This window comes from Bacillus sp. A01H, from assembly GCF_045277205.1.
GTDB classification, from domain to species: Bacteria; Bacillota; Bacilli; order Bacillales; family Bacillaceae_G; genus Bacillus_A; species Bacillus_A paranthracis.
This window is the reverse complement of sequence record NZ_CP117702.1, coordinates 450,281-472,201: the sequence shown is the minus strand read 5'-3', so window position 1 is coordinate 472,201 and position 21,921 is coordinate 450,281. Positions and strand designations below refer to the sequence as shown.

Sequence of the window (21,921 nt, the reverse complement as noted above, 5' to 3'; positions counted from 1 at the left end):
TTTCCCTCCTTACTATATAACCTCAATTTTCCCATACTTCTCTATATCACCTGAAGTCGTATTCGCTAACTGATTCAAAAATTCAATTTGAAAACTACCAGGTCCTTTTTCCACCGTCTTGGCAGCTGCCAGTTCCGCAGCTACCCCATAAAACGTTAATGCCGCTACCGCTGCCTTTACATAATCCTTTTCTACCGCTACAAATGCTCCTATTACAGAAGTTAGTAAACAACCTGTTCCCGTAACTTTCGTTAAAATAGGATGACCGTTTCGAATGAGAACAGTTCGCTCTCCATCTGTAACAACATCTTCTTTTCCAGTAATCACCGCAACTGTATTCAATTCATCCGCTGCCTGTTTTGCAATACTTACGACATTACCATTTCCAGCACCAGCGTCTACCCCTTTAATTTCCCATCTCTCATTAATAACGTTCGCTATTTCAGCTGCATTTCCGCGAATAATCGCTAATTCAATTTCAGCCGGAATATGTCTCGCAACTTCTGTTCGATACGATGTTGCTCCTGCACCAACTGGATCAAACAGTACTGGTACATTGTTCACATTTGCTGATTTACCGGCAAGTAACATCGCTTCTACTTCTTCCGGACGAAGTGTTCCCATATTTAATACTAACGCTCCAGCAATGCTAGCCATTTCTGCCACTTCTTCTTTTGCATACGCCATTACAGGCGATGCCCCTAACGCTAACAAACCGTTAGCTGTAAAATTTGTTACAACAACATTTGTAATATTATGAACGAGCGGATTAGATTCTCTCACCAAATCCACTACTTTACTAATTTCTTTCCTATTCATCCTTCTCATCTCCTAACTAATGGGAGATACACAAAAAGGCACTTTGCGCGTACGCAAAGTGCCTGAACATGTGCTTTTACACTCTCCCTACGCTGGCATTATCCAACAGGTTCAAATGGTCAATGACGGACTAGTCATACTCTCAGTTTGTATCCACAAACTCCCATGTGTTTAGTATTCTTCTACTTCAAAGTCTACTCTTATTCTAGTAAAATAACAAGTTCTTTACTTTTCTATTTAATATAGAAGCAACTAATAAAACAATACGCATAATAACTATCTATTTCTCACAGTCTCATCATGGTGCATATTATGTTCTGTCACGATCATTCACTTTCAAACAGATGTTATCCCATTAAAAAACGTTCAAATCTGGAGCGAAACTGAATCTCAAGAAGATGTATGCTATAGTTAACGTATGGAAATTTGAAAGGATGTTTTAAATATGTCAAAAAGCGTTGTAATCGCTGAAAAGCCTTCCGTTGCACGAGATATTGCACGTGTACTGAAGTGCGATAAAAAGGGAAACGGCTACCTTGAAGGTAGTAAATATATTGTGACTTGGGCTTTAGGTCATCTCGTTACATTAGCAGATCCAGAAAGCTACGATGTGAAATATAAAAAGTGGAATTTAGAAGATTTACCGATGCTACCTGAGCGTTTGAAATTAACTGTTATTAAACAAACAGGGAAACAATTTAATGCTGTAAAAAGTCAGCTTCTTAGAAAAGATGTAAATGAAATCATTGTAGCAACAGACGCTGGACGCGAAGGAGAATTAGTCGCTCGTTGGATTATTGATAAGGTTCGAATTAACAAACCAATCAAACGTTTATGGATTTCATCTGTTACTGATAAAGCAATTAAAGATGGTTTTGCAAATTTAAAACCAGGTAAGGCATATGACAATTTATATGCTTCAGCAGTTGCACGTTCAGAAGCTGACTGGTATATCGGTCTTAACGCGACTCGAGCTTTAACGACTCGCTTTAATGCCCAGCTTAACTGTGGCCGTGTGCAAACACCTACTGTTGCTATGATCGCTAATCGTGAAGATGAAATAAAGAACTTCAAAGCTCAAACTTACTACGGCATCGAGGCTCAAACGACAAATCAGTTAAAACTAACTTGGCAAGATGCAAACGGCAATAGCCGCAGCTTCAATAAAGAAAAAATTGATGGTATTGTAAAAGGTTTAGATAAGCATAATGCTACTGTTTTAGAAATTGATAAAAAACAAAAGAAGTCATTCTCTCCTGGTCTTTACGATTTAACTGAATTGCAACGTGATGCCAATAAAAAGTTCGGTTACTCTGCGAAAGAAACATTGAATATTATGCAGAAATTGTATGAGCAGCATAAAGTGCTAACATACCCTCGTACAGATTCGCGTTACATTTCATCTGATATCGTTGGAACACTTCCAGAACGTCTAAAGGCGTGCGGCGTTGGGGAATATCGTCCTTTAGCACATAAAGTATTACAAAAGCCTATCAAGGCTAATAAATCATTTGTTGATGATAGTAAAGTAAGTGATCATCACGCAATTATTCCGACAGAAGGATACGTTAACTTCTCCGCCTTCACAGATAAAGAACGTAAAATTTATGATTTAGTTGTAAAACGTTTCTTAGCTGTTTTATTCCCAGCATTCGAATACGAACAACTAACGTTACGCACAAAAGTCGGTAATGAAACGTTCATTGCACGCGGAAAAACAATTTTACATGCAGGTTGGAAGGAAGTATATGAAAATCGCTTTGAAGATGATGATGTAACCGATGACGTAAAAGAGCAACTTTTACCTCGCATCGAAAAAGGCGATACATTAACTGTAAAGTTAATTATGCAAACATCAGGTCAAACGAAAGCACCTGCACGTTTTAATGAAGCGACTTTACTTTCAGCAATGGAAAATCCTACAAAATATATGGATACGCAAAATAAACAACTTGCTGATACGCTAAAATCAACTGGTGGATTAGGTACTGTAGCAACGCGTGCTGATATTATTGACAAGCTATTCAATTCGTTCTTAATTGAAAAACGTGGTAAAGATATTCACATTACTTCAAAAGGCCGTCAGTTACTTGATTTAGTACCAGAAGAGTTAAAATCACCTACACTAACTGGTGAGTGGGAACAAAAGCTAGAGGCGATCGCAAAGGGTAAACTGAAAAAAGAAGTATTCATTTCCGAAATGAAGAACTATACGAAAGAAATTGTTTCTGAAATTAAATCGAGTGATAAAAAATATAAACATGACAACATTTCAACGAAGTCTTGTCCAGATTGCGGTAAACCAATGCTAGAGGTAAACGGCAAAAAAGGAAAGATGCTCGTTTGCCAAGACCGTGAATGTGGTCATCGTAAAAATGTCTCTCGTACAACAAACGCTCGTTGCCCTCAGTGTAAGAAGAAGTTAGAATTACGTGGTGAAGGTGCAGGGCAAATCTTTGCATGTAAATGTGGCTATCGCGAAAAATTATCCACATTCCAAGAAAGACGTAAAAAAGAATCTGGAAACAAAGCTGATAAGCGTGACGTTCAAAAATATATGAAACAACAGAAAAAAGAAGAAGAACCATTAAATAACCCATTTGCAGAAGCATTAAAGAAATTAAAATTTGATTAAACAAAAAGGTTCCTACCTCTATCGGTAGGAACCTTTTATGTTAGTGAATGATTTTACTTCCTTTTGCGTTCTCAACGAATTTTTCGCTCGATTTGTTAATTGGTGTTTTCAATAATAACGCAGCTACAATCATAACTACTACGAAAGCACTTAATACAAGTAAATCTCGCGTTACAATATCCCACAGCATTCCGCCTACTGTTTCACGAATTGCACTAATTGCATATGTGAACGGTAAGAACGGATAAATTGCTTGGAAGAATTTCGGTGTCATTTGAATTGGGAATGTTCCGCCCGACCCTGCTACTTGCAGTACAAGTAAAATGATCGCCATCGATTTCCCAACGTTTCCAAAAATAGAAACGAGTGAGTATACGATACAAACGAAGACTCCACCAATAAATAAACTAAATAATACAAACCAGAATTTATCGACTACGTACGTACCGAGTAAGAATATATCTCCCATTGATACGATAAACGCTTGTGAAAGACCTATCGTTAAGAATGTTAATAAACGTCCGAAGTAAATTTCATGGCTCTTATAATTCGCGCCCTCTTCATGTACTTCTACTGTTAATAATGAAACCATTAATAATGCGCCTACCCATAATGCAAGCACTGTATAGAATGGTGACATCGCTGAACCGTAGTTCGGCATTGCAAATAATTTATTCTCTTTTAAATTTACTGGATTCGCAAAGTAGTCACTTTGCTTCTCAACATCGTTTTTCAATAAGCGTATGATGTCTTTTAAATCCTCTTCAGATTCAAAATCACGAATTTTATCTGCCAATTCTTTAATCTTTTTCTCAGTAGCTGGCATTTCAGCTTTAATGTCTGCTAATTTCTTTTTACCATCTACTAAGCCTTTTGATGAATCTTCTAGTATTTTTTTAACATCTGGAAGCTTTTTGTCTGCTTCTTTTAAAATTTGAGATGTGTTTTTAGACATCTCTTTTGTACGAGCAATTGCTTCATTAAAGTTTGGAACGATTTCTGAATCGTATTTAGCTAAGATGTCACTTATTTGGGCCGAAGTACTTTTAGATACTGCGTTAATACTTTCAATAACATCTGCTGCTGGCTTTTGACCTTTATTAATAGCGTCAATTCCTTTATCAGTTAAATCGATTCCTTTTTGAAGACCATCTTTTACTTTATTCAATTTAGAAATCGTGTTATTCGTGTTCTTATCACTATTTACATCTGCTAAAACTTTATTTGTATTTTCCAGAACTGGAATCATATCATTAACTAAATTCCATGCTGCTTTGAACTGTCCATTTAAATCATTTAAGGCTACTTTTGTAGAGTCTAATCCATTAACACCTGCGTTGCTTAAGTCTTCTCTTGCTTTTCCAAGTTCTGTTTTTACTCTGCTGTAATCACTTACAGCCTTATCGTACTTTTCTCTACCATTGTCTAATGCCTCATTGGTTTGATTTACTAACTCATTCGCTTTTTTTATATCTTGATTTAAATTACCTCTAAGTTGCTGAGCATCTTCTTTTACATTTTCAGCTTTGTCTTTCAATTGCTCAGCTTGGTTTTTCAATTGCTCAGCTGTGCTTACTGCTTTTTCGAAATCTGCTACAAACGTAGCATTATAATCTGCTTCTGCTTGATTTACCAAGTTATTTATTGCATCTAGCTTTTTATTAGTAGCATCTCTTACATCTTGTTTCACTTCTTGCCCTGTACCAATAATATTGGCAATATCTTTAACGCCACCATTTGCATTTACAATTGCTGTTTTAAGGTTTGTTAATTTCTCTATTCTCTTTTGGAAGAATTCTTTTCCAAAATCAGTTGATGCCGACTCTTTAAATTTAGTAAAGATATCAATTACATATGAAACACTATCTGCTCTACCTTGTAGCGTCTCAGAAACATTATTAAGATCTTGTTTCGCTTTCTCTGGATCAAAATTACCATTTTGCAACCCGTTTATAACACCTTGTGCGTAAGTTGTTCCGACACGTATCGAACTAAAAACATTATTTACAGTTTGATTAATATTTTTAGCAATATTTTTATACCCCTCACCATTCACTTGCGGTAATGCTGGAATTTCTGGTATTTCTGGTATTTGTGGTATTTGCGGAATAGTTATATTAGGTAACACTGGTAATTTAGCTGGATCTGGAAGTGTCAGATTAAAATCAAATGAAGGATTTTTTAAGTAATCTGTAATTTTCGCTGCAGCATCCAATCCCTGCTTCGTTACAATTAAATTATTCTTAATAGTTCCTGGAGCACGATTCAATGTTTCATCGTTTCTCGCAAAGAATGCATCTAAGCTCTTAAGTGTATCCTGACCATCATTAATAACACTCTCTACAACCGGCAACTCTTTCTGCGCTACTTTCACAACATCCTCTGCTCGAGTCGCATCATCTAACGCCTTATCCATCAATGTATTCATTTCTGGGAACTGCGCTTCTAACTTAAATACAAGATCTTTTACTTTCTCAATACTTGGTAAGTTTGTTTCTAAATCGATTCCAAGGTCATTGAAGATTTTAAAAATCTCACCGTTCGCTGTTTTAACAAAGTTTTTACTAATTTCTTCTGTAATACCTGATGCACCTTTTGCTGTAATCTTCGGTGCAATCGCATTTACCTTTTCATTTACATAGTAATCAAGTTCTGGTTTCTGTGGATTTTCATCCAGAACAGTTGCAATCTTTTCAGAGAAGTCTTTTGGAATTGTAATGCTTGCATAGTAATCCCCGCGTTCCACTCCGTAAATTGCTTGTTTTTCATCTACAAATTTCCAGCCAAGATTTTTGTTTTTCTTCAGAGAATCTACAATCTCGTTCCCGATATTGATATCTTTTCCTCTTAAATTAGAGCCTGCATCTTCGTTAGAAACTGCAATGGGAACTTCTTTTGTATTTCCATATGGATCCCAAGAAGCTTTAATGTTAAACCATGCATATAACGATGGTAAAATCATTAACCCTACAACAATAACAATTGCAGCCCAATGTTTTGCTACATTCCGTAAATCTGTCTTATAAATACGCCAAATTTGTTTCATAGAAGTTATCACCTAATTATATATTTTTCCTTCTTTAGAAAATGATACATACATTTTGCAATTATATCACTTTCTACATCGTGGATTAACCAAAAACGAACTATTTTTTCCCATTAACTTTAACTTACTACATTATATAACGAAGTAAGTCAAAGTATGAATACAAAATGACCAAATCGGTTTTACATTCAATAATAACAAATATATAGGAAATGTCATAAAAAATACAAGTATTTTCTCTTGGAAATACTTGTATTCTTCAAAAAAATCCTCACAGCTTTTTATCAACTGTGAGGATTTCTTCTATTATATATCTACTTGTACTTCTACACCGAAATGATCTGAAATTACATTTCGGTTTGTACCATTAAAAATAACTTTTGAAGAACGAACTTTTTCACTTCGGTTACACAATATTAGATCGATTCGTAGATTATGTTTATTTTCATCCCAACCAGCAATTTCCCCTTGGACAGTTGTTCCTTCATCCTTCTCTATTGCTAGTTCATATGTGTCATGCAAACCTTTTTGCATCATATATTCATAGCCCTCACCTTGCAAACGGGCATTATTATTAAAATCACCCATTAAGAAGGAAATTCCATTGCTATCTACATGCTCCATCAAACGATTCACTTGATCTTTAAATGATTCTTCTTCATCATTCCACCAACCGAGGTGGCAAGAGTAAAACGTGATGTTCTTACCATTATAAGCAATTGTTGCACTTACAATTTTGCGTGTTTTCCAATACGTTGTATCCTTATTTTCTGAAATAAAGAACGTATCTTCTTTTACAACATTATGCTTCGTTATAATCGCTAATCCTTCTTCATACACATCATAACCAATATGAGAGAAATCCCAAGTAATATTGTAATCTTTTACATGTAACGCTTTTAACTCTTCTAATAGTAAAAGTCCAAAATTATCTTCTTTCTTGTTACCGCATACATTTTTAGCTCCTATCGACTGACTTACTTCTTGCAATGCGATAACATCGTACTCTTCTTCTTGAATGACTTTAGCAAGATATTTTATCTTTTCTATTTGATTTTCTTCTTGCCAAGAGTGACAGTTTAAAGTTAGCAATTTCATATTATTACGCACCTAACATATCTTGAATGTCTGACTTTAATACGTCAGCTTTCGGGCCATATACCGCTTGTACACCTTTATCTTTTACGATTAGTCCTAAAGCACCATTTTGTTTCCACTGCGCTTCTGGTGCAACAACATCTAAATCTTTTACTGTTACACGTAAACGTGTCATACAAGCATCTACGTCAGCAATATTTTCTTTTCCACCTAATAGATCAATAACTTTTGTTGCTAATGAACCATCTTGTACATTTCCTGTTCCTTCTGATGCCTCATCTTCGTTATCGATATAGTTACCTGCACGTCCTGGTGTTGGTAAGTTGAACTTTTTAATTAAGAAATTGAATAATGTAAAGTTCAGACCGAAGAATACTAATGAAACGATAACGAAATTGATTAAATCTCTAGTTAGTCCTGCATTAACCATCATCGGTGTACGAGTAATTAACTCAATAAATCCGAATGCGTGAACACGTAAGTTAATTAAATCTGCTAATGCGAATGCAAGTCCTGTTGTAATTGCATATACAACATATAATACTGGAGCAATAAACATGAACATGAATTCAATTGGTTCTGTTACACCTGTTAAAAATACTGCTAATGCTGCTGATAAGAACATTGGTTTATATTTTGAACGTTTTTCTTTATCAACATTACGGAACATCGCGAAAGCAATACCCATTAATGCTGCTGTTGAACCGATAACTTGTCCAGCTTTGAAACGAGCTGGTACAACGTTATTTAATAGATCGTTATATGCTTTTGTATCTCCATTTGCTAATAAGTTATTTAAATCTGTAATCCATGCAAGCCATAAAGGATCTTGTCCTGCTACAACTTGTCCAATTTTCGAGCCAGTTAACATCGTATATGTTCCACCTAGCTCAGTATAGTTCATCGGAATTGTTAACATATGGTGTAAACCGAATGGTAATAGTAAACGTTCTAACGTTCCATATACAAATGGTGCAACAATTGGTGCACTATCTTTTGAAGCTGCAATCCAGCGACCAAATTCATTTAATCCACTTTGGATGAATGGCCATAAAAGTGATAATACAATTGCAGTTACTGTAGACCAAACAATTACAACGAATGGTACGAATCGTTTTCCGTTAAAGAATGCTAATGCTTGTGGCAGTTTGTTATAGTTATAATATTTGTTATATAAAGTAGCTCCTAAGAAACCTGTGATAATCCCTACGAAAACTCCCATGTTTAATGCTGGTGCACCAAGTACAGAAGTAAAGTAATCTTTTACAATTAAATCTCCCGCTAATACTGAAGAAACTTTCGCTTTTGAATCCGCTAACATTTCAGCGTTTACGCCAAATATAGCTCCTGTAATTCTGTTGGTTAAGACGAATGCTAATAGCGCTGCAAATGCACCACCTGCACGATCTTTCGCCCAAGATCCCCCAATTGCTACTGCGAATAAGATGTGTAGATTAGTAATAATTGCCCAACCGATGTCTTCCATTACGCGAGCGATTGTATGAACTGCGTTAATATCCCCAGCAGACATTCCAATTAACTTACCGATAGAAATCATTAAACCAGCTGCTGGCATTACAGCTACAACAACTAATAACGCTTTCCCGAACTTTTGCCAAAAATCAAAAGACGTAATTTTCATCTGTTCTTCCTCCCCTTTATTTATAACAACATAATGATTTAAATTATAATTTCTGTTTCCTTTATGAAAACGATTCCTTATGTTACTTCATTTTTATCTTTACGCAACCGTTTTCATAAATCTATTTTAATAAAAGCGTTTTCACTTTGCAATAGAAATTTATTATTTTTCATAAAAAAAGATGCTCTAAGAGCATCCTTTTTTATTATGAAATGCGATAAACCCTTGTTTCATAAGGCTTTAACGTGATTGTAGTTACTTGTTCATGTTCCGCAACTTCATAGTTATTTAAAAGCAAACGTTTGCGTTCTAGTGCAAATGAACCCTCATTATATACAGCTTCCTCTTTTGAGATATTACTAATTACAATAATCTTTTCATCATTTAATGTACGAGTATATGCATAAATTTGCGGATCATCTTCTAAAAGTAAATCGTACGTACCATAATTGAGTACATCGTGCTCTTTTTTCAAGGCAATCATTTTCTTATAGAAATTGAAAATAGAGTTCTCTTCATTCTTTTGCTTTTCAACATTAATTTCTTTGTAGTTTTGATTCATACTAAACCAAGGTGCACCTGTTGTGAAGCCAGCATTCATCTCATCGTTCCACTGCATAGGTGTACGTGAATTATCACGGCAAGAAGCCCATATAATTTCCATCATATCTTGATGTGATACGCCCTCTGCAATTTTCTCACGATATAAATTTTTAGTTGCAACATCATCGTAATCTTCAACATTTGGTAATTGGACATTTGTCATCCCAATTTCTTGCCCTTGATAAATAAACGGTGTGCCATGCATAAAGAAGTACATTGCGCCTAGAGCCGTTGCACTTTCACGCCAATATTGTTTATCATCCCCCCAAGTTGAAACGATACGTGGTTTATCGTGATTCTCAATATATAAGGCATTCCACCCTTTATTTTCTAACCCTTTTTGCCATTTTGTTAATACCTTTTTCAGTCCTACAACATCAAGGTCTTTCTTCTTTTCAGCATCCCATAAGCTTAAATGTTCGAATTGGAATACCATATTAAACTTACCTTGCTCTTCTCCAACCCAAAGCTCAGCATCTTCAATCTTAACGCCATTCGCTTCACCAACAGTCATAATATCGTACTTAGAAAATGTATTTTCTTTTAACTCTTCTAATAACGGTTGAATACCATCCACATTCATATGTTTATCAAAGGATGGTACATACTTTAGTTCTTTTGGATTTGGCATATCTTTAAAGCCATCTTCTTTTTTAATATGGCTGATCGCATCCACACGGAAACCATCAATTCCTTTATCAAGCCACCAATTAACTGTGTCGTATAACACTTCTCGAACTTCTTTATTCTCCCAGTTTAAATCTGGTTGTTTACGCGAGAATAAGTGTAAATAATATTGTCCTGTTACTTCATCATATTCCCATGCCGAACCATTAAAAATACTTTCCCAGTTGTTTGGTTCCGCACCATCTTTACCATCATGCCAAATATACCAATCACGCTTCGGATTGTCTTTAGATGAACGAGACTCAATAAACCATGGATGTTCATCACTTGTATGATTAATAACTAAATCAATAATAAGCTTCATATCACGTTTATGAACCTCATCTAGTAAAGCATCAAAGTCTTCCATCGTACCAAACTCATCCATAATATCTTGATAATCACTAATGTCATAACCATTATCATCATTAGGTGACTTATACATTGGACAAATCCAAATTACATCTATTCCTAAATCTTTTAAATAATCCAGTTTCGCAATAATACCTTGTAAATCTCCAATACCATCGCCATTTGAATCCATAAAGCTACGTGGATAAATTTGATAAGCAACCGCTTCTTTCCACCATGTCTTATTCATAGTCATTCTCTCCTTTTGCATCCCATCGGAATTTTATGCAAACGTTTTCGTAACACTATCATAACAAAATATGAATAGTTTGCAACTGTTTTCATTGAACTCTATGTAGTTTCTTGATTCTTATGCTTTATTTATTTCTCACAAAGGCAAATCTCATTCTTCTCATCTCCTTGTCCACGCTTATTACAAACCTTGTTCATATATAAAAAAGGAAGAACAAAAATGCTGTTCTTCCTTTTCACATTGAAAATCTTTCAATTGTCTGTTTCAATTCTGTTGCTTGTTTCTCTAAATCCTTTAATAATTGATCGATCGCTATCATATTTTTAGATTGTTGCAACGTTACACGTGCTACTTCTTGTGAACCAGCTGACGTTTCTTCAGCAATTGCTGCTACGGCCTTCGTCTGTGCCCCTGTTTGATGAATGTGACTCACTTGTTCATTCATATAGCTACTAATTTGCTTCGTTGCATCCGCTACTTCCATAACACTTGATGACATTTCTTTTAAAATTAATTCGGTAGCTTCCCCACGTTTCGCCTCTTCCTTAGCTATTTTCACTTGTTCTGTCATTTTCGTTGCAACTTGTTGCACTTCCTCTTGCATATTCCTTAATAACTGCGATATATTTCTTGCAGAATGGTCACTTTCATCTGCAAGTTTACGTACTTCTTCAGCTACAACGGCAAAGCCCCGTCCATGCTCTCCAGCACGAGCAGCCTCAATAGAAGCATTAAGTGCTAATAAATTCGTTTGGCTAGCAATCTCACTCACCACAGATACAATGTGTTCTACTTGTTTCATTCTTTCCTCTAACTTCTGTACATTTTGCATTGAATCTTCATTTTCTTTCGCCAATGTTTGAATACCTTGAATTAAAGACGTAAAGACACGAGTACTATGCCCTAAAGCTTGAACCATTTCTGAAGACAACTCATCAGACTGTTTCGCTTTCTCTTCTACTTCACTTGCAATAGAAGTTGTTGTATCAACAGCGGAAACAATCGCTTGAATTGATGCCGCTGATTGCTCAGCGCCAGAAGAAATCTCTGCAAGAGTTTCAGAAACACCTTGTGCTTGTTTCGTTGCTTCGCCTGTTTGTTTTCTAATTTGCTGTACTTGATTGTTTGTATACGAAAATGTTGTATCAATATTTTTTACCATGCCCCTTAAGTTCCCAAGCATCATATTAAATGCAACACTTAAAGATTTAATTTCATCATCAGTCTTCGGTAACGGAACATCTTCACGAATGTCTCCTTCAGCCGCTTTTCTCGCCGCCTCCTCTAACTTTCGAAGCGGTTTAATTAAAAATACGGCTGCTCCATATGCTAAAATTCCAGACCATACTACTCCTAATAGCATAACGATAATATTATATGTAGTTTGACTTACATAACTTTGAAAATAATCATATATCACATAAATAAAAAATATACTTGTTGAATATGTAATTAAAGCTAAAACTGTAGTGAATAGCATAAGTTGTGTACGTAAGCCAAAGGAAAATACCTTCCTTTCTTTTTCCATCTCTTCTTTCCCCCTTTTTATAAGTAATATAAGTACTACCTATATATTATTATCCATATTTTCTTTATAGAAAGATATACAGATTTCCATTTTTTTATTTACATATTAATTACATTACTTTTTCTGTATATAATATGTAAATAATGTATAATTTTATTTGGATGCCCATTATATATTCAACTAAATAATTTAAGGTTAGGTGATTCTATGTTAAAAATTCTATATCGGTTAAACGTTATAAACAGATTAATATTATTAGTAGCAGTACCCATTATTTCCATATTAATTATTAGCGTTGTAAATTATATGAATTTACAACACATGCACAACCAACTTCAAACAGTATATGTCGATCGGCTACAACCTATTAAATGGCTTGGATCTATTGAGAGCAGCCTGTACCAAGAATTTAGTTATGTAAAGGAACTCATTATTACTGAAGATGAAAATCGACGTACTACAATTTTAAATAAATTAAATGATACAAATAAAGAAACCGAAAAATTACAGGCTCAATACGAAAATACATATATAACAGGCGAAGAAAAAAAACTCCTTAGCCAATATAAAGAAAAACTAGAAAACTATAAAAAACATCGTGCTCAAATGCTAGATTTCATTAAAGAGAATAAACTGAATCAAGCATATTCATTCTACCTAACTACAGTTGAACCTAATTTATCAGCTACAGTAGGCGCTTTAAAAAATCTTAGTGATTATAATGAAAAGTTAGCTGAAGGTCTGTATAACGACAGCGAACACTCTTATAAACAAGTGATAAGCATAACTATTATTTTATTCATTGCCTGTTTAGTTCTTTGCATTCTTATCTCCTTATTTACTGCTAAATCAATTATAAATCCAATCAATTCATTACGGAGCATAATGAATACAGCTGGAAAAGGGGATTTAACCATTGCCGTACCAAAACAATATCATCATGAATTTGGTCATATGTTTAATAGTTTTGATCAAATGATATCAAACTTACGACAAATTATTAACAATGTGATTCAAACAAGTGCAAAAGTCAAAAGCTCTACAAATCATATTGTTGAAACAGCAACCGTTTCCTCTTCCACTATGGATAACATCGCAAATGCAATGAAACAGTTGTCTCACCATATTAATGATCAGTCTGCAAATATTAAAGATAGTTCTACAGCAATGGATGAAATAGCAAATGGAGTGCAAAGCATAGCTGAATCTTCTACAACGATTTCAAACTTAGCTATTTCTACTTCTGATAAGGCGAATGTAGGAACTGAAATCATTGAAAAATCCATTTCTCAAATGACAACTATCCATACTGTCATGGATGAAATATATAAAGTAGTAGATCAATTGGTTGTTCGTACGCAAGATATCGATAAAGCATTACAAACTATTACTTACATTTCTGAACAAACAAATCTATTATCTTTAAATGCCGCAATTGAATCTGCCCGCGCCGGTGAACATGGAAAGGGATTTGCTGTTGTGTCTGAAGAGGTTCGTAAACTTGCTGAACAGTCAAAACAAGCAGCTACAGATATAACCAAACTGAACTTACTCGTACAAGATGATACAAAAGACGTAGTCAACGTTATGGGAAAAGGACAACAAGAAATTCAAGAAGGCATTCATGCCGTTCAAAATGCAAAATTAGAATTCCAAAATATCGTAAATCATATTAATGAAGTTACAGATCAAATACAAGATATTACAGCAAGTGCAGAAGAAATGTCAGCAAGCTCAGAAGAAATAAATAGCGCACTTATTAATATCTCTTCAATTTCACAAAATATAGTTTCGGAGACTAATTATACATCCCAATCTTCACAAGCTCAGTCGGTATCAATACAGGATATTACAAATATGTCTCTTCAAATGCAAAAACTTGTTGAAGAATTAGAAACGTTCGCAACTCAATTTAAAATCAAAAACTTATAAGTATATAGAAAGACCACCAATTTAGGTGGTCTTTCTATATGAATTATACATTCAGATTTACTTATATAAGAACTGTCACCTAAAAAAAATAAAGGATTCTGACAATTTATGACTAATAACAGAAATAAGGGGCAACATTTGTAAAATATATTTTTGACTGGGGGTTTTGTATGATTCAAGTTCGAAATCTAGTAAAATCATTCGGCTCACTTGATGTTTTAAAAGGAATTGATTTAGAAGTAAAAGAAAAAGAAGTTGTTGTTTTAATTGGCGCCAGTGGTTCCGGTAAAAGTACATTACTTCGCTGTCTTAACTTTTTAGAAATGTACGATGAAGGTGAAATTCACTTGCAAGGTGAACGAATTGATCCAAAACATTCAAATTTAAACAAAGTCCGTGAAAATGTCGGTATGGTGTTTCAGCACTTTAACCTCTTTCCCCATATGACCTCACTAGAAAACATCATAGAAGCACCAATTCATGTAAAAAAATTAGAAACAGCAAATGCAAAGGAGATTGGAAATCAGCTTTTGCAAAAAGTCGGCCTACAAGATAAAGCAGATGTAACTCCTCACCTCCTGTCAGGTGGTCAAAAACAGCGTATTGCCATTGCACGAGCTCTTGCTATGAACCCTAAAATTATGCTATTTGATGAACCTACCTCAGCCTTAGACCCTGAACTTGTTGGAGAAGTATTGCAAGTTATGAAAGAACTTGCTGAAGAAGGAATGACTATGGTTATTGTTACTCATGAAATGAATTTCGCAAGAGATGTAGCTGATCGCGTCATATTTATGGATGATGGAAAGATTGTAGAGGACGCTCCGCCAGCACAATTCTTTTCGGCTCCATCACATGAACGAGCAAAACAATTTTTACGCAACGTTTTATAATGTAACTTCTGTTTCAAACGAAAAGAAATACATTCATACGGTGCACAACCAATCATCTAAATAAAATATCTCAATACCATACTTAAAACCACCCGTATGATCAATATATAGGAGGGGTTTTATGAAAAGAAAATTATTAACCATTGTTGCGAGTATTACGTTATGTACATCCTTCATACTAGGAGCCTGTAGTAAGGAAAGCTCTACTACTTCTTCAAATGGTGAAAAAGAATTTCGGTATGCAATGAGTGGCTTATATAAGCCTTTTAATTATAAAGAAAATGACGGAAAACTTGCCGGATTTGATGTAGAAATAGGTGAGGCACTTGCAAAAAAAATGAATATGAAGCCTACTCCTATTACAAATCCATGGGAAACGCTAATCCAAGGCCTCAAAGCAAAAAAGTATGATGTAATACTGGGCAGTATGGCCATTACAGAAGAACGTTTAAAAGCTGTTAATTTCTCAAATCCTTATTATCGTTCTGGTGCCCAAATTTTTGTGGCTAAAAAGAATACCTCTATCTCTTCTCCAGAAGATTTGAAAGGTAAGAAAATTGGTGTTGTAAAAGCTAGTACCTTTAAAGACCTTGTTGCAAAACATACAGATCAAATTACAGAATACGATAGCGATATTACTGCACTTATGGACTTAGAGCCTGGGCGTATTGACGCAGTAATCACAGATCAAATGGTTGGCTTGCGCATGATCAAAGAAGGTAAGTCAAATATAAAAGAAGCTGGAAAACCATTAAACCTTGATGAAATGGGAATTGCTATTCGTAAAGATGATAAAGAAATGGTTGAGAAAGTAAATAAAGCTTTAGATGAAATCATTAAAGACGGTACGTATGAAAAGATCAGTAAAAAATGGTTTGGGCGTAATATTCTTGGTGAAGAGGAAAAAACAAAGTAAACTAGCTAGTAAAATGTTTCATGAATTATGCCCCACTTTTTATCCCGCAATTTATGGGCAGTAAAACTCCCAATTGGTGCGGGCTAATAATTAGTGGGGTATTTCATTCCCTACCAAAATCCATACAATATGAGGTGACACATATGTTTGAAATTTTTATGTCTACTTATCCCACACTCTTAAAGGCTACTATTCTCACATTACAATTAACAATAACATCCCTATTACTCGGCTCACTAATTGGATTACTATTCGCTTTTTTTCGAATCTCTAACAATAAAGTTTTAAATAGTATTGCTCATGTATACATCGCCATTATTCGTGGTACACCTTTAATTGTTCAAATCGCTATTCTCTATTTTGGGATTACATCCGTTGTTGTTTTTACCCCTTTTTGGGCAGGAGCCATTGCTTTAGCAATTCATAACGGTGCATATATTACTGAAATTTTCCGCGGCTCTATCCAATCTGTCGATCGTGGACAAATGGAAGCTGCTCGCTCTCTCGGTATGCCGTATCCTTTAGCGATGCGCCGTATCGTATTACCGCAAGCATTTCGTCAATCTCTTCCTCCTTTAGGAAATCAGTTTATTATTGGATTAAAAGATTCTTCACTTGTTGCTTACGTAGGAATGGCCGAATTATGGGGATCAGGTTTATCTATTGCTGCAGGTAACTTCCAACAATTAGATACATATATAATCGTTGGTTTATATTATCTCGTGCTTGTTCTCCTATTCACTTACCTTGTTAACCTTTTGGAAAAACGACTACAGCGAAAAGAAACAAACTCAGTTCAAGTTAGTGCAAAGAAGAAAAAAGAAGTCTCTTTATAAGAAAAAGCAAGCCAGAGATGGCTTGCTTTTTCACTGCAACATATATCTATTTTTATTGATTTACTTTTTTAATACTCTCTTCTTCCTCTATATGTTCCTCACGATATGAAATATTATGAGGATCTAGCCCATTTCCTAAAGAACCATAGAAATGCTCTCTATGCGGATCCACTAATTCACTTCCTTGATAATACACACGTGGTGTATTCCATAGCGCTGCCAAAGCTTTTGTCATCGGCATCTCATGATAGCGTTCCGGCCACATTTCTTTAATTTTCTCTTTTACTAACGGGTAGTATTTAGAGCTCATAGCAGGGAACAAATGATGTTCTGTATGATATGAGAAATTGAAATGTAAAACGTCTACCCAACGCGGCACTGTTACTGATAAACAGTTTGCTAACGGATCATTTACTGGAACAATTGGATTTAAGCGGTGATTTGTTGCGATATATGCCATTACAATAAAGTTAGCAATTAACAATGGAATCACATATGCAAATAACCATTTTCCAGGTCCCATAATAAACAATAAACTAATCCAAACAGTCCAAGGCAAAAGAAGTTGAAGGCATACAGATTTTTGATTGGATGACTTAAACTCTTTTATAAAATGAAAGAACATTCGAGTCGAATGCAATGTAAATTGAATTGTTAGTGACAGAAAACTAAAGAATGAACGTACATGAAGAGGCATGCGATATACCCAGCTCAAAAACTTACTCTTTTTAAGCTTCTCAAGTGTAGGCCATGCATCTGGATCATTCTCTTCATGTTGTGTATGAACGTGATGCGTTGCATTATGCCACTTTCGCCAAAGTTTAGGACCTGTTGATAATGGCATAAATGCAATCGCTCCTAAGAAATCACGAAGCCATGCCTTTCTTACAACAGTTCCATGTAAAATTTCATGCCCTAAAAACCCAAGTGAAGCAAAACATAATCCAAGAACGATCGCAATTCCTAGATTAGCCCACACATTCAATTCAAATACACCAATCGATATTAACCCCGCCAATGCCACAAGTAAATAAGCCAGTCCGCCAAATAAACGAGTAGGAACTGGTTTAAATGCTTTTTTCGGCAAATGTGGTGATACACGTGCTGCATACCACCCAAACGTATGAAGCTCCTTCATCCTTTTGCCCCTTTCTTATGCCGCGCCTTGCGCAACTTACATATATCAATTCTTGCTTCCAGATTGATTTTACTAGGTGATTAAAAAGCATCTAGTATAAGGAAAATATACTCACTCTATCGTCACTTATTTTTCGCTTTTATTATCAATGAAAAACATTTATCTTTTTACTCTCTATCAACCTTTCCACATGATGAATCATATCAATAGAATTTCTACATTGTCAATAACTTTTATGACCTAGTAATAAAAGTTGGTTATATTTTTATAATTATACTTTATTTCAATAAAGAAAAAACACATATTTTATAAGGTTTTATCTATTATACATATACGTACCTTGACATGCTATAGACTCTATCTTATTCAAGAACCCTCTGTGTAAACAACAAATACACTCACTTAAATTTAAGCTTTACACAACTTCTACCTCTTCATACCAACAAGACCTAATAATTATACTGAAATAATTTTATCTTTCTTTTAAATAAAAATAGCCTTCCTCTAAAACAGCACACATGAATTTCATCTCATATGGAAATATTAAAAGGAAAATTGTTCTAAATCAGGAGGTTTCCTTAATGACAAGCGATACATTTCCACAATTCCCATCATCTTATTGGATTGAATCTACTCAACTCCCTGCTTTTCCCCCTTTATCTGAAAATATAAAGACAAAAGTCGCTATTATAGGTGCTGGTATTACAGGTATTACTACTGCCTATTTACTTGCAAAAGAAGGCATCGATGTTGTATTAATTGATTCTGGTCTTATTTTAAACGGGACGACTGGACATACAACAGCGAAGATAACAGCGCAACATGATCTTATTTATGATGAATTAATAAACCATTTCGGTATGGAAAAGGCCGGGCTTTACTATGAATCAAATAATCATGCCCTACAATTTATTAATGAAACTTTGCAAACATATAAAATCGACTGTAATTTCTCAAATGAAGATTCATATTTATATACAACTACTGATAAGGGATTAAGAAATTTATCGAAAGAATATGAAGCTTATCAAAAATTAAATATACCTTGTGACTATGTTCAATCTCTATCGATTCCAATTCCAGTACAATCTGCACTTGTCATGAAAAATCAAGCCCAGTTTCATCCCCTTCTTTATTTGAAAACGCTTTTAGAAAAGTTTGTGGAGATGGGTGGAAAAGTTTATGAACAAACGACTGCTATGGATGTAGAAAAAGGAGATTCTCCACAAGTCATTACAAAGGACGGACATCGCATTACGTGTGAATATGTTGTCTCTTGTTCACACTTTCCTTTTTATGATGCGAATAGCTTTTTCTTTACGCGAATGTACGCAGAACGCTCTTATGCTCTTGCTATTAAAACAAAAACAGATTATCCAGGTGGCATGTATTTAAGTATTGATGACCCAAAACGCTCCTTACGCTACACAACAAGCAATGGGGAAAAATTAATTTTAATTGGCGGAGAAAGTCATAAAACAGGCCAAGGAATAAACACGATGCTTCATTATGAAGCACTGTATTCTTTTGCAGAAGCAACGTTTGGGGTAGATGAGGTTCCTTATAGATGGTCAGCACAAGATTTAATCACGCTAGATAAGGTCCCTTATATCGGACATATTAACGAGAGCAATCCAAATATATTTGTTGCAACTGGATATCGTAAATGGGGGATGACAACTGGAACTGCTGCCGCTCATTTACTGAAGGATTCCATTCTAAAAGTAGACAGTCCATATAAAGAACTATATGCACCTTCACGCTTTCATGCAAATCCAGATATAAAAACGTTCTTCTCCCAAAACATTGATGTTGCGAAACATTTAATTGAAGGAAAGATTGAAACTGCATTACGTAAGCCAGAAGATCTCGAAGTTGGTGAAGGATCTGTCGTACATGTTAACGGGAAACGAGCAGGTGCTTATAAGGACAAAGATGGAAAATTACATATTGTCGATACAACTTGTACACATCTCGGCTGCGAAGTGGAATGGAATAATGGTGATTGTACTTGGGACTGCCCTTGCCACGGTTCCCGTTTTTCAATTGAAGGAGATGTTATTGAAGGTCCGGCAGATCAACCGTTAAAACGAGTTGATAATGAGTAAATAAATAAAGAAGTTCAACAGAATGACTGTTGAACTTCTTTATTTGCTATAAAACTTTTTCATATAAATTCCGACATAAGAAGGGAAATATTAACATCAAATGAAATAATATATTCATCTACAAATCAAAAGGGGTGAACATTATGCAACCTTCAGCTCCACCTCATCTAGAACCTACAAAAACTATTTTTTCGAACTCTATTACAAAGCTTGTTGTTTTTATTTGTTGGCTAGCCATTCTAGCTGACGGCTATGATTTAGGTATTTACGGGGCCGTTCTGCCTAAGCTACTGGAAGACAACAGCTGGGCACTATCACCAGCTCATGCTGGTACAATTGCCAGCTATGCTTTGTTTGGAATGTTTATTGGCGCTATTCTAGTTGGAACTATTACAGATCTAATTGGACGAAAATGGACACTTATATGCTGTTTAGCACTTTTTTCTACTACAATGGGCCTAGCTGCACTTGCTCCTTCTCCTGAATTATTTGGACTATGGCGATTTATCGGAGGAATTGGACTAGGCGGTGTCATTCCTACAGCTTCCGCACTTACTGTTGAATATTCACCCAAAAAGCGACAATCTTTTATTTATGCTCTTATGTTTACTGGCTATCCTTTAGGTATCGTGTTAGGCGCTATTTTGTCCATGTTTATGTTAGAAGACTTCGGATGGAGAATTATGTTTGGCATCCGAATGATTCCACTACTCCTCATTCCTTTCATTATTCGTTATTTACCTGAATCCATTCAATTTTTGTTATCACGTAACCGCCAAGAAGAAGTGGATAAAATTCTTAATCGTTTTCAAATTGAATTCCATGCAAAAGAGAAAACTCATCAACCCCCATCTAATATACGAAAGAAAAATGGATTTCTTACTTTATTCTCAAAAGAATACATAAAAGCAACGCTGCTTTTTTGGATCACTTATATAATGGGGATGTTTTTAATATACGGTTTAAATACTTGGTTACCTCAGATGATGCGACAGGCAGGATATCCTCTTGGATCTAGTTTATCATTTCTACTTATGCTAAATATTACCGCCGCTATCGGTGCATTATTTGCTGGAGCAATCGCAGATCGTATAGGAGCCAAAATTGTTATTAGCATTTCCTATCTTATGGCAGCTATATGTATTGGACTATTAACAATTAAACCATCTGTTACAATCATTTATCTTTTAATTGGTCTTGCTGGAATTGGATCGGTCGGTATTACTCAAATATTAAATGCATATGTGACACAATACTTCCCATCCCATATCCGAGCTACTTCCTTAGGCTGGGGACTTGGACTTGGCCGAGTTGGCGCAATTACTGGTCCTATTCTTGTCGGTATTATTATGACAATGCAATATGACTTAGTATGGAATTTTTACTTATTCTCATTTGCAGGTCTTCTTGCAGCTATATCTGTTTTCTTTATTCCTACAAAATAAAAAGAGCACAAA

General features: G+C 35.1%; 14 protein-coding genes and 1 riboswitch. Of the genes, 7 read left to right on the top strand and 7 right to left on the bottom strand.

From position 1 onward, the window contains the following. Nucleotides 1-12: 12 nt before the first annotated feature. Entirely contained in the window at nt 13-819 is an 807-nt protein-coding gene (thiM, locus tag PSR14_RS02550) for a hydroxyethylthiazole kinase (RefSeq protein WP_001080177.1), read from the bottom strand. A gap of 67 nt (nt 820-886) precedes the next feature. Then, a riboswitch (TPP riboswitch) is annotated at nt 887-996 on the bottom strand. 268 nt (nt 997-1,264) lie between these two features. Here thiM and topB point away from each other — a divergent pair. Then, nucleotides 1,265-3,454 (top strand): DNA topoisomerase III, encoded by a 2,190-nt coding sequence (gene topB, locus PSR14_RS02545; protein WP_000047311.1) that lies wholly within the window; start codon nt 1,265-1,267, stop codon nt 3,452-3,454. Between the two features lie 40 nt (nt 3,455-3,494). On the opposite strand, the gene PSR14_RS02540 is transcribed toward topB, so the two are convergent. The 5 genes from PSR14_RS02540 to PSR14_RS02520 form a co-directional block, all read right to left on the bottom strand. Beyond that, nucleotides 3,495-6,500: a YhgE/Pip domain-containing protein gene (locus tag PSR14_RS02540; RefSeq protein WP_000810114.1), complete on the bottom strand. Its 3,006-nt coding sequence runs from the start codon at nt 6,498-6,500 to the stop codon at nt 3,495-3,497. A gap of 306 nt (nt 6,501-6,806) precedes the next feature. After that, the gene (locus PSR14_RS02535) at nt 6,807-7,598 is read right to left on the bottom strand and encodes an endonuclease/exonuclease/phosphatase family protein (RefSeq protein WP_061131268.1); all 792 of its coding nucleotides are present in this window, start codon (nt 7,596-7,598) and stop codon (nt 6,807-6,809) included. Nucleotides 7,599-7,602: 4 nt separating this feature from the next. Beyond that, nucleotides 7,603-9,240, bottom strand: a complete 1,638-nt coding sequence (locus PSR14_RS02530; RefSeq protein ID WP_000705536.1) for a PTS transporter subunit IIBC — start codon at nt 9,238-9,240, stop codon at nt 7,603-7,605. A gap of 205 nt (nt 9,241-9,445) precedes the next feature. Further along, nucleotides 9,446-11,110 (bottom strand): alpha-glucosidase, encoded by a 1,665-nt coding sequence (locus PSR14_RS02525; protein WP_001044728.1) that lies wholly within the window; start codon nt 11,108-11,110, stop codon nt 9,446-9,448. Nucleotides 11,111-11,348: 238 nt separating this feature from the next. Then, nucleotides 11,349-12,641, bottom strand: a complete 1,293-nt coding sequence (locus PSR14_RS02520) for a methyl-accepting chemotaxis protein (protein ID WP_000410248.1) — start codon at nt 12,639-12,641, stop codon at nt 11,349-11,351. 207 nt (nt 12,642-12,848) lie between these two features. Here PSR14_RS02520 and PSR14_RS02515 point away from each other — a divergent pair, with 207 nt between their 5' ends. The 4 genes from PSR14_RS02515 to PSR14_RS02500 all read left to right on the top strand — a co-directional run bounded on the left by PSR14_RS02515 (nt 12,849) and on the right by PSR14_RS02500 (nt 17,218). Further along, nucleotides 12,849-14,573 carry a methyl-accepting chemotaxis protein gene (locus tag PSR14_RS02515; protein ID WP_000912973.1) on the top strand — a complete coding sequence of 575 codons (1,725 nt, stop codon included), beginning with the start codon at nt 12,849-12,851 and terminating at the stop codon, nt 14,571-14,573. 170 nt (nt 14,574-14,743) lie between these two features. Continuing rightward, on the top strand, nt 14,744-15,466 hold the full coding sequence (locus PSR14_RS02510) for an amino acid ABC transporter ATP-binding protein (RefSeq protein ID WP_000616931.1): 723 nt from the start codon (nt 14,744-14,746) through the stop codon (nt 15,464-15,466). A 121-nt stretch (nt 15,467-15,587) separates the two neighbouring features. Beyond that, nucleotides 15,588-16,382 (top strand): ABC transporter substrate-binding protein, encoded by a 795-nt coding sequence (locus tag PSR14_RS02505; protein ID WP_000823748.1) that lies wholly within the window; start codon nt 15,588-15,590, stop codon nt 16,380-16,382. A gap of 143 nt (nt 16,383-16,525) precedes the next feature. After that, a complete protein-coding gene (locus PSR14_RS02500) occupies nt 16,526-17,218 on the top strand; it encodes an amino acid ABC transporter permease (protein WP_000461604.1) in 693 nt (230 codons plus the stop codon). A gap of 52 nt (nt 17,219-17,270) precedes the next feature. Here PSR14_RS02500 and PSR14_RS02495 read toward each other — a convergent pair whose 3' ends face one another. Beyond that, nucleotides 17,271-18,356 (bottom strand): acyl-CoA desaturase, encoded by a 1,086-nt coding sequence (locus PSR14_RS02495; RefSeq protein WP_098487532.1) that lies wholly within the window; start codon nt 18,354-18,356, stop codon nt 17,271-17,273. A gap of 581 nt (nt 18,357-18,937) precedes the next feature. Here PSR14_RS02495 and PSR14_RS02490 point away from each other — a divergent pair. Together PSR14_RS02490 and PSR14_RS02485 are read left to right on the top strand one after the other, a co-directional pair. Continuing rightward, complete coding sequence (locus tag PSR14_RS02490; protein ID WP_000199956.1) at nt 18,938-20,464, top strand: FAD-dependent oxidoreductase; 1,527 nt, start codon at nt 18,938-18,940, stop codon at nt 20,462-20,464. 143 nt (nt 20,465-20,607) lie between these two features. Beyond that, nucleotides 20,608-21,909, top strand: a complete 1,302-nt coding sequence (locus PSR14_RS02485; protein WP_073541579.1) for an aromatic acid/H+ symport family MFS transporter — start codon at nt 20,608-20,610, stop codon at nt 21,907-21,909. The last annotated feature ends 12 nt before the right edge of the window (nt 21,910-21,921 follow it).

What these genes read in the sequence shown, in the direction of transcription:
- thiM (WP_001080177.1), bottom strand. Translation starts at nt 819, where the DNA reads ATGAATAGGAAAGAAATTAGTAAAGTAGTGGATTTGGTGAGAGAATCT.
- topB (WP_000047311.1), top strand. Translation starts at nt 1,265, where the DNA reads ATGTCAAAAAGCGTTGTAATCGCTGAAAAGCCTTCCGTTGCACGAGAT.
- PSR14_RS02540 (WP_000810114.1), bottom strand. Translation starts at nt 6,500, where the DNA reads ATGAAACAAATTTGGCGTATTTATAAGACAGATTTACGGAATGTAGCA.
- PSR14_RS02535 (WP_061131268.1), bottom strand. Translation starts at nt 7,598, where the DNA reads ATGAAATTGCTAACTTTAAACTGTCACTCTTGGCAAGAAGAAAATCAA.
- PSR14_RS02530 (WP_000705536.1), bottom strand. Translation starts at nt 9,240, where the DNA reads ATGAAAATTACGTCTTTTGATTTTTGGCAAAAGTTCGGGAAAGCGTTA.
- PSR14_RS02525 (WP_001044728.1), bottom strand. Translation starts at nt 11,110, where the DNA reads ATGAATAAGACATGGTGGAAAGAAGCGGTTGCTTATCAAATTTATCCA.
- PSR14_RS02520 (WP_000410248.1), bottom strand. Translation starts at nt 12,641, where the DNA reads ATGGAAAAAGAAAGGAAGGTATTTTCCTTTGGCTTACGTACACAACTT.
- PSR14_RS02515 (WP_000912973.1), top strand. Translation starts at nt 12,849, where the DNA reads ATGTTAAAAATTCTATATCGGTTAAACGTTATAAACAGATTAATATTA.
- PSR14_RS02510 (WP_000616931.1), top strand. Translation starts at nt 14,744, where the DNA reads ATGATTCAAGTTCGAAATCTAGTAAAATCATTCGGCTCACTTGATGTT.
- PSR14_RS02505 (WP_000823748.1), top strand. Translation starts at nt 15,588, where the DNA reads ATGAAAAGAAAATTATTAACCATTGTTGCGAGTATTACGTTATGTACA.
- PSR14_RS02500 (WP_000461604.1), top strand. Translation starts at nt 16,526, where the DNA reads ATGTTTGAAATTTTTATGTCTACTTATCCCACACTCTTAAAGGCTACT.
- PSR14_RS02495 (WP_098487532.1), bottom strand. Translation starts at nt 18,356, where the DNA reads ATGAAGGAGCTTCATACGTTTGGGTGGTATGCAGCACGTGTATCACCA.
- PSR14_RS02490 (WP_000199956.1), top strand. Translation starts at nt 18,938, where the DNA reads ATGACAAGCGATACATTTCCACAATTCCCATCATCTTATTGGATTGAA.
- PSR14_RS02485 (WP_073541579.1), top strand. Translation starts at nt 20,608, where the DNA reads ATGCAACCTTCAGCTCCACCTCATCTAGAACCTACAAAAACTATTTTT.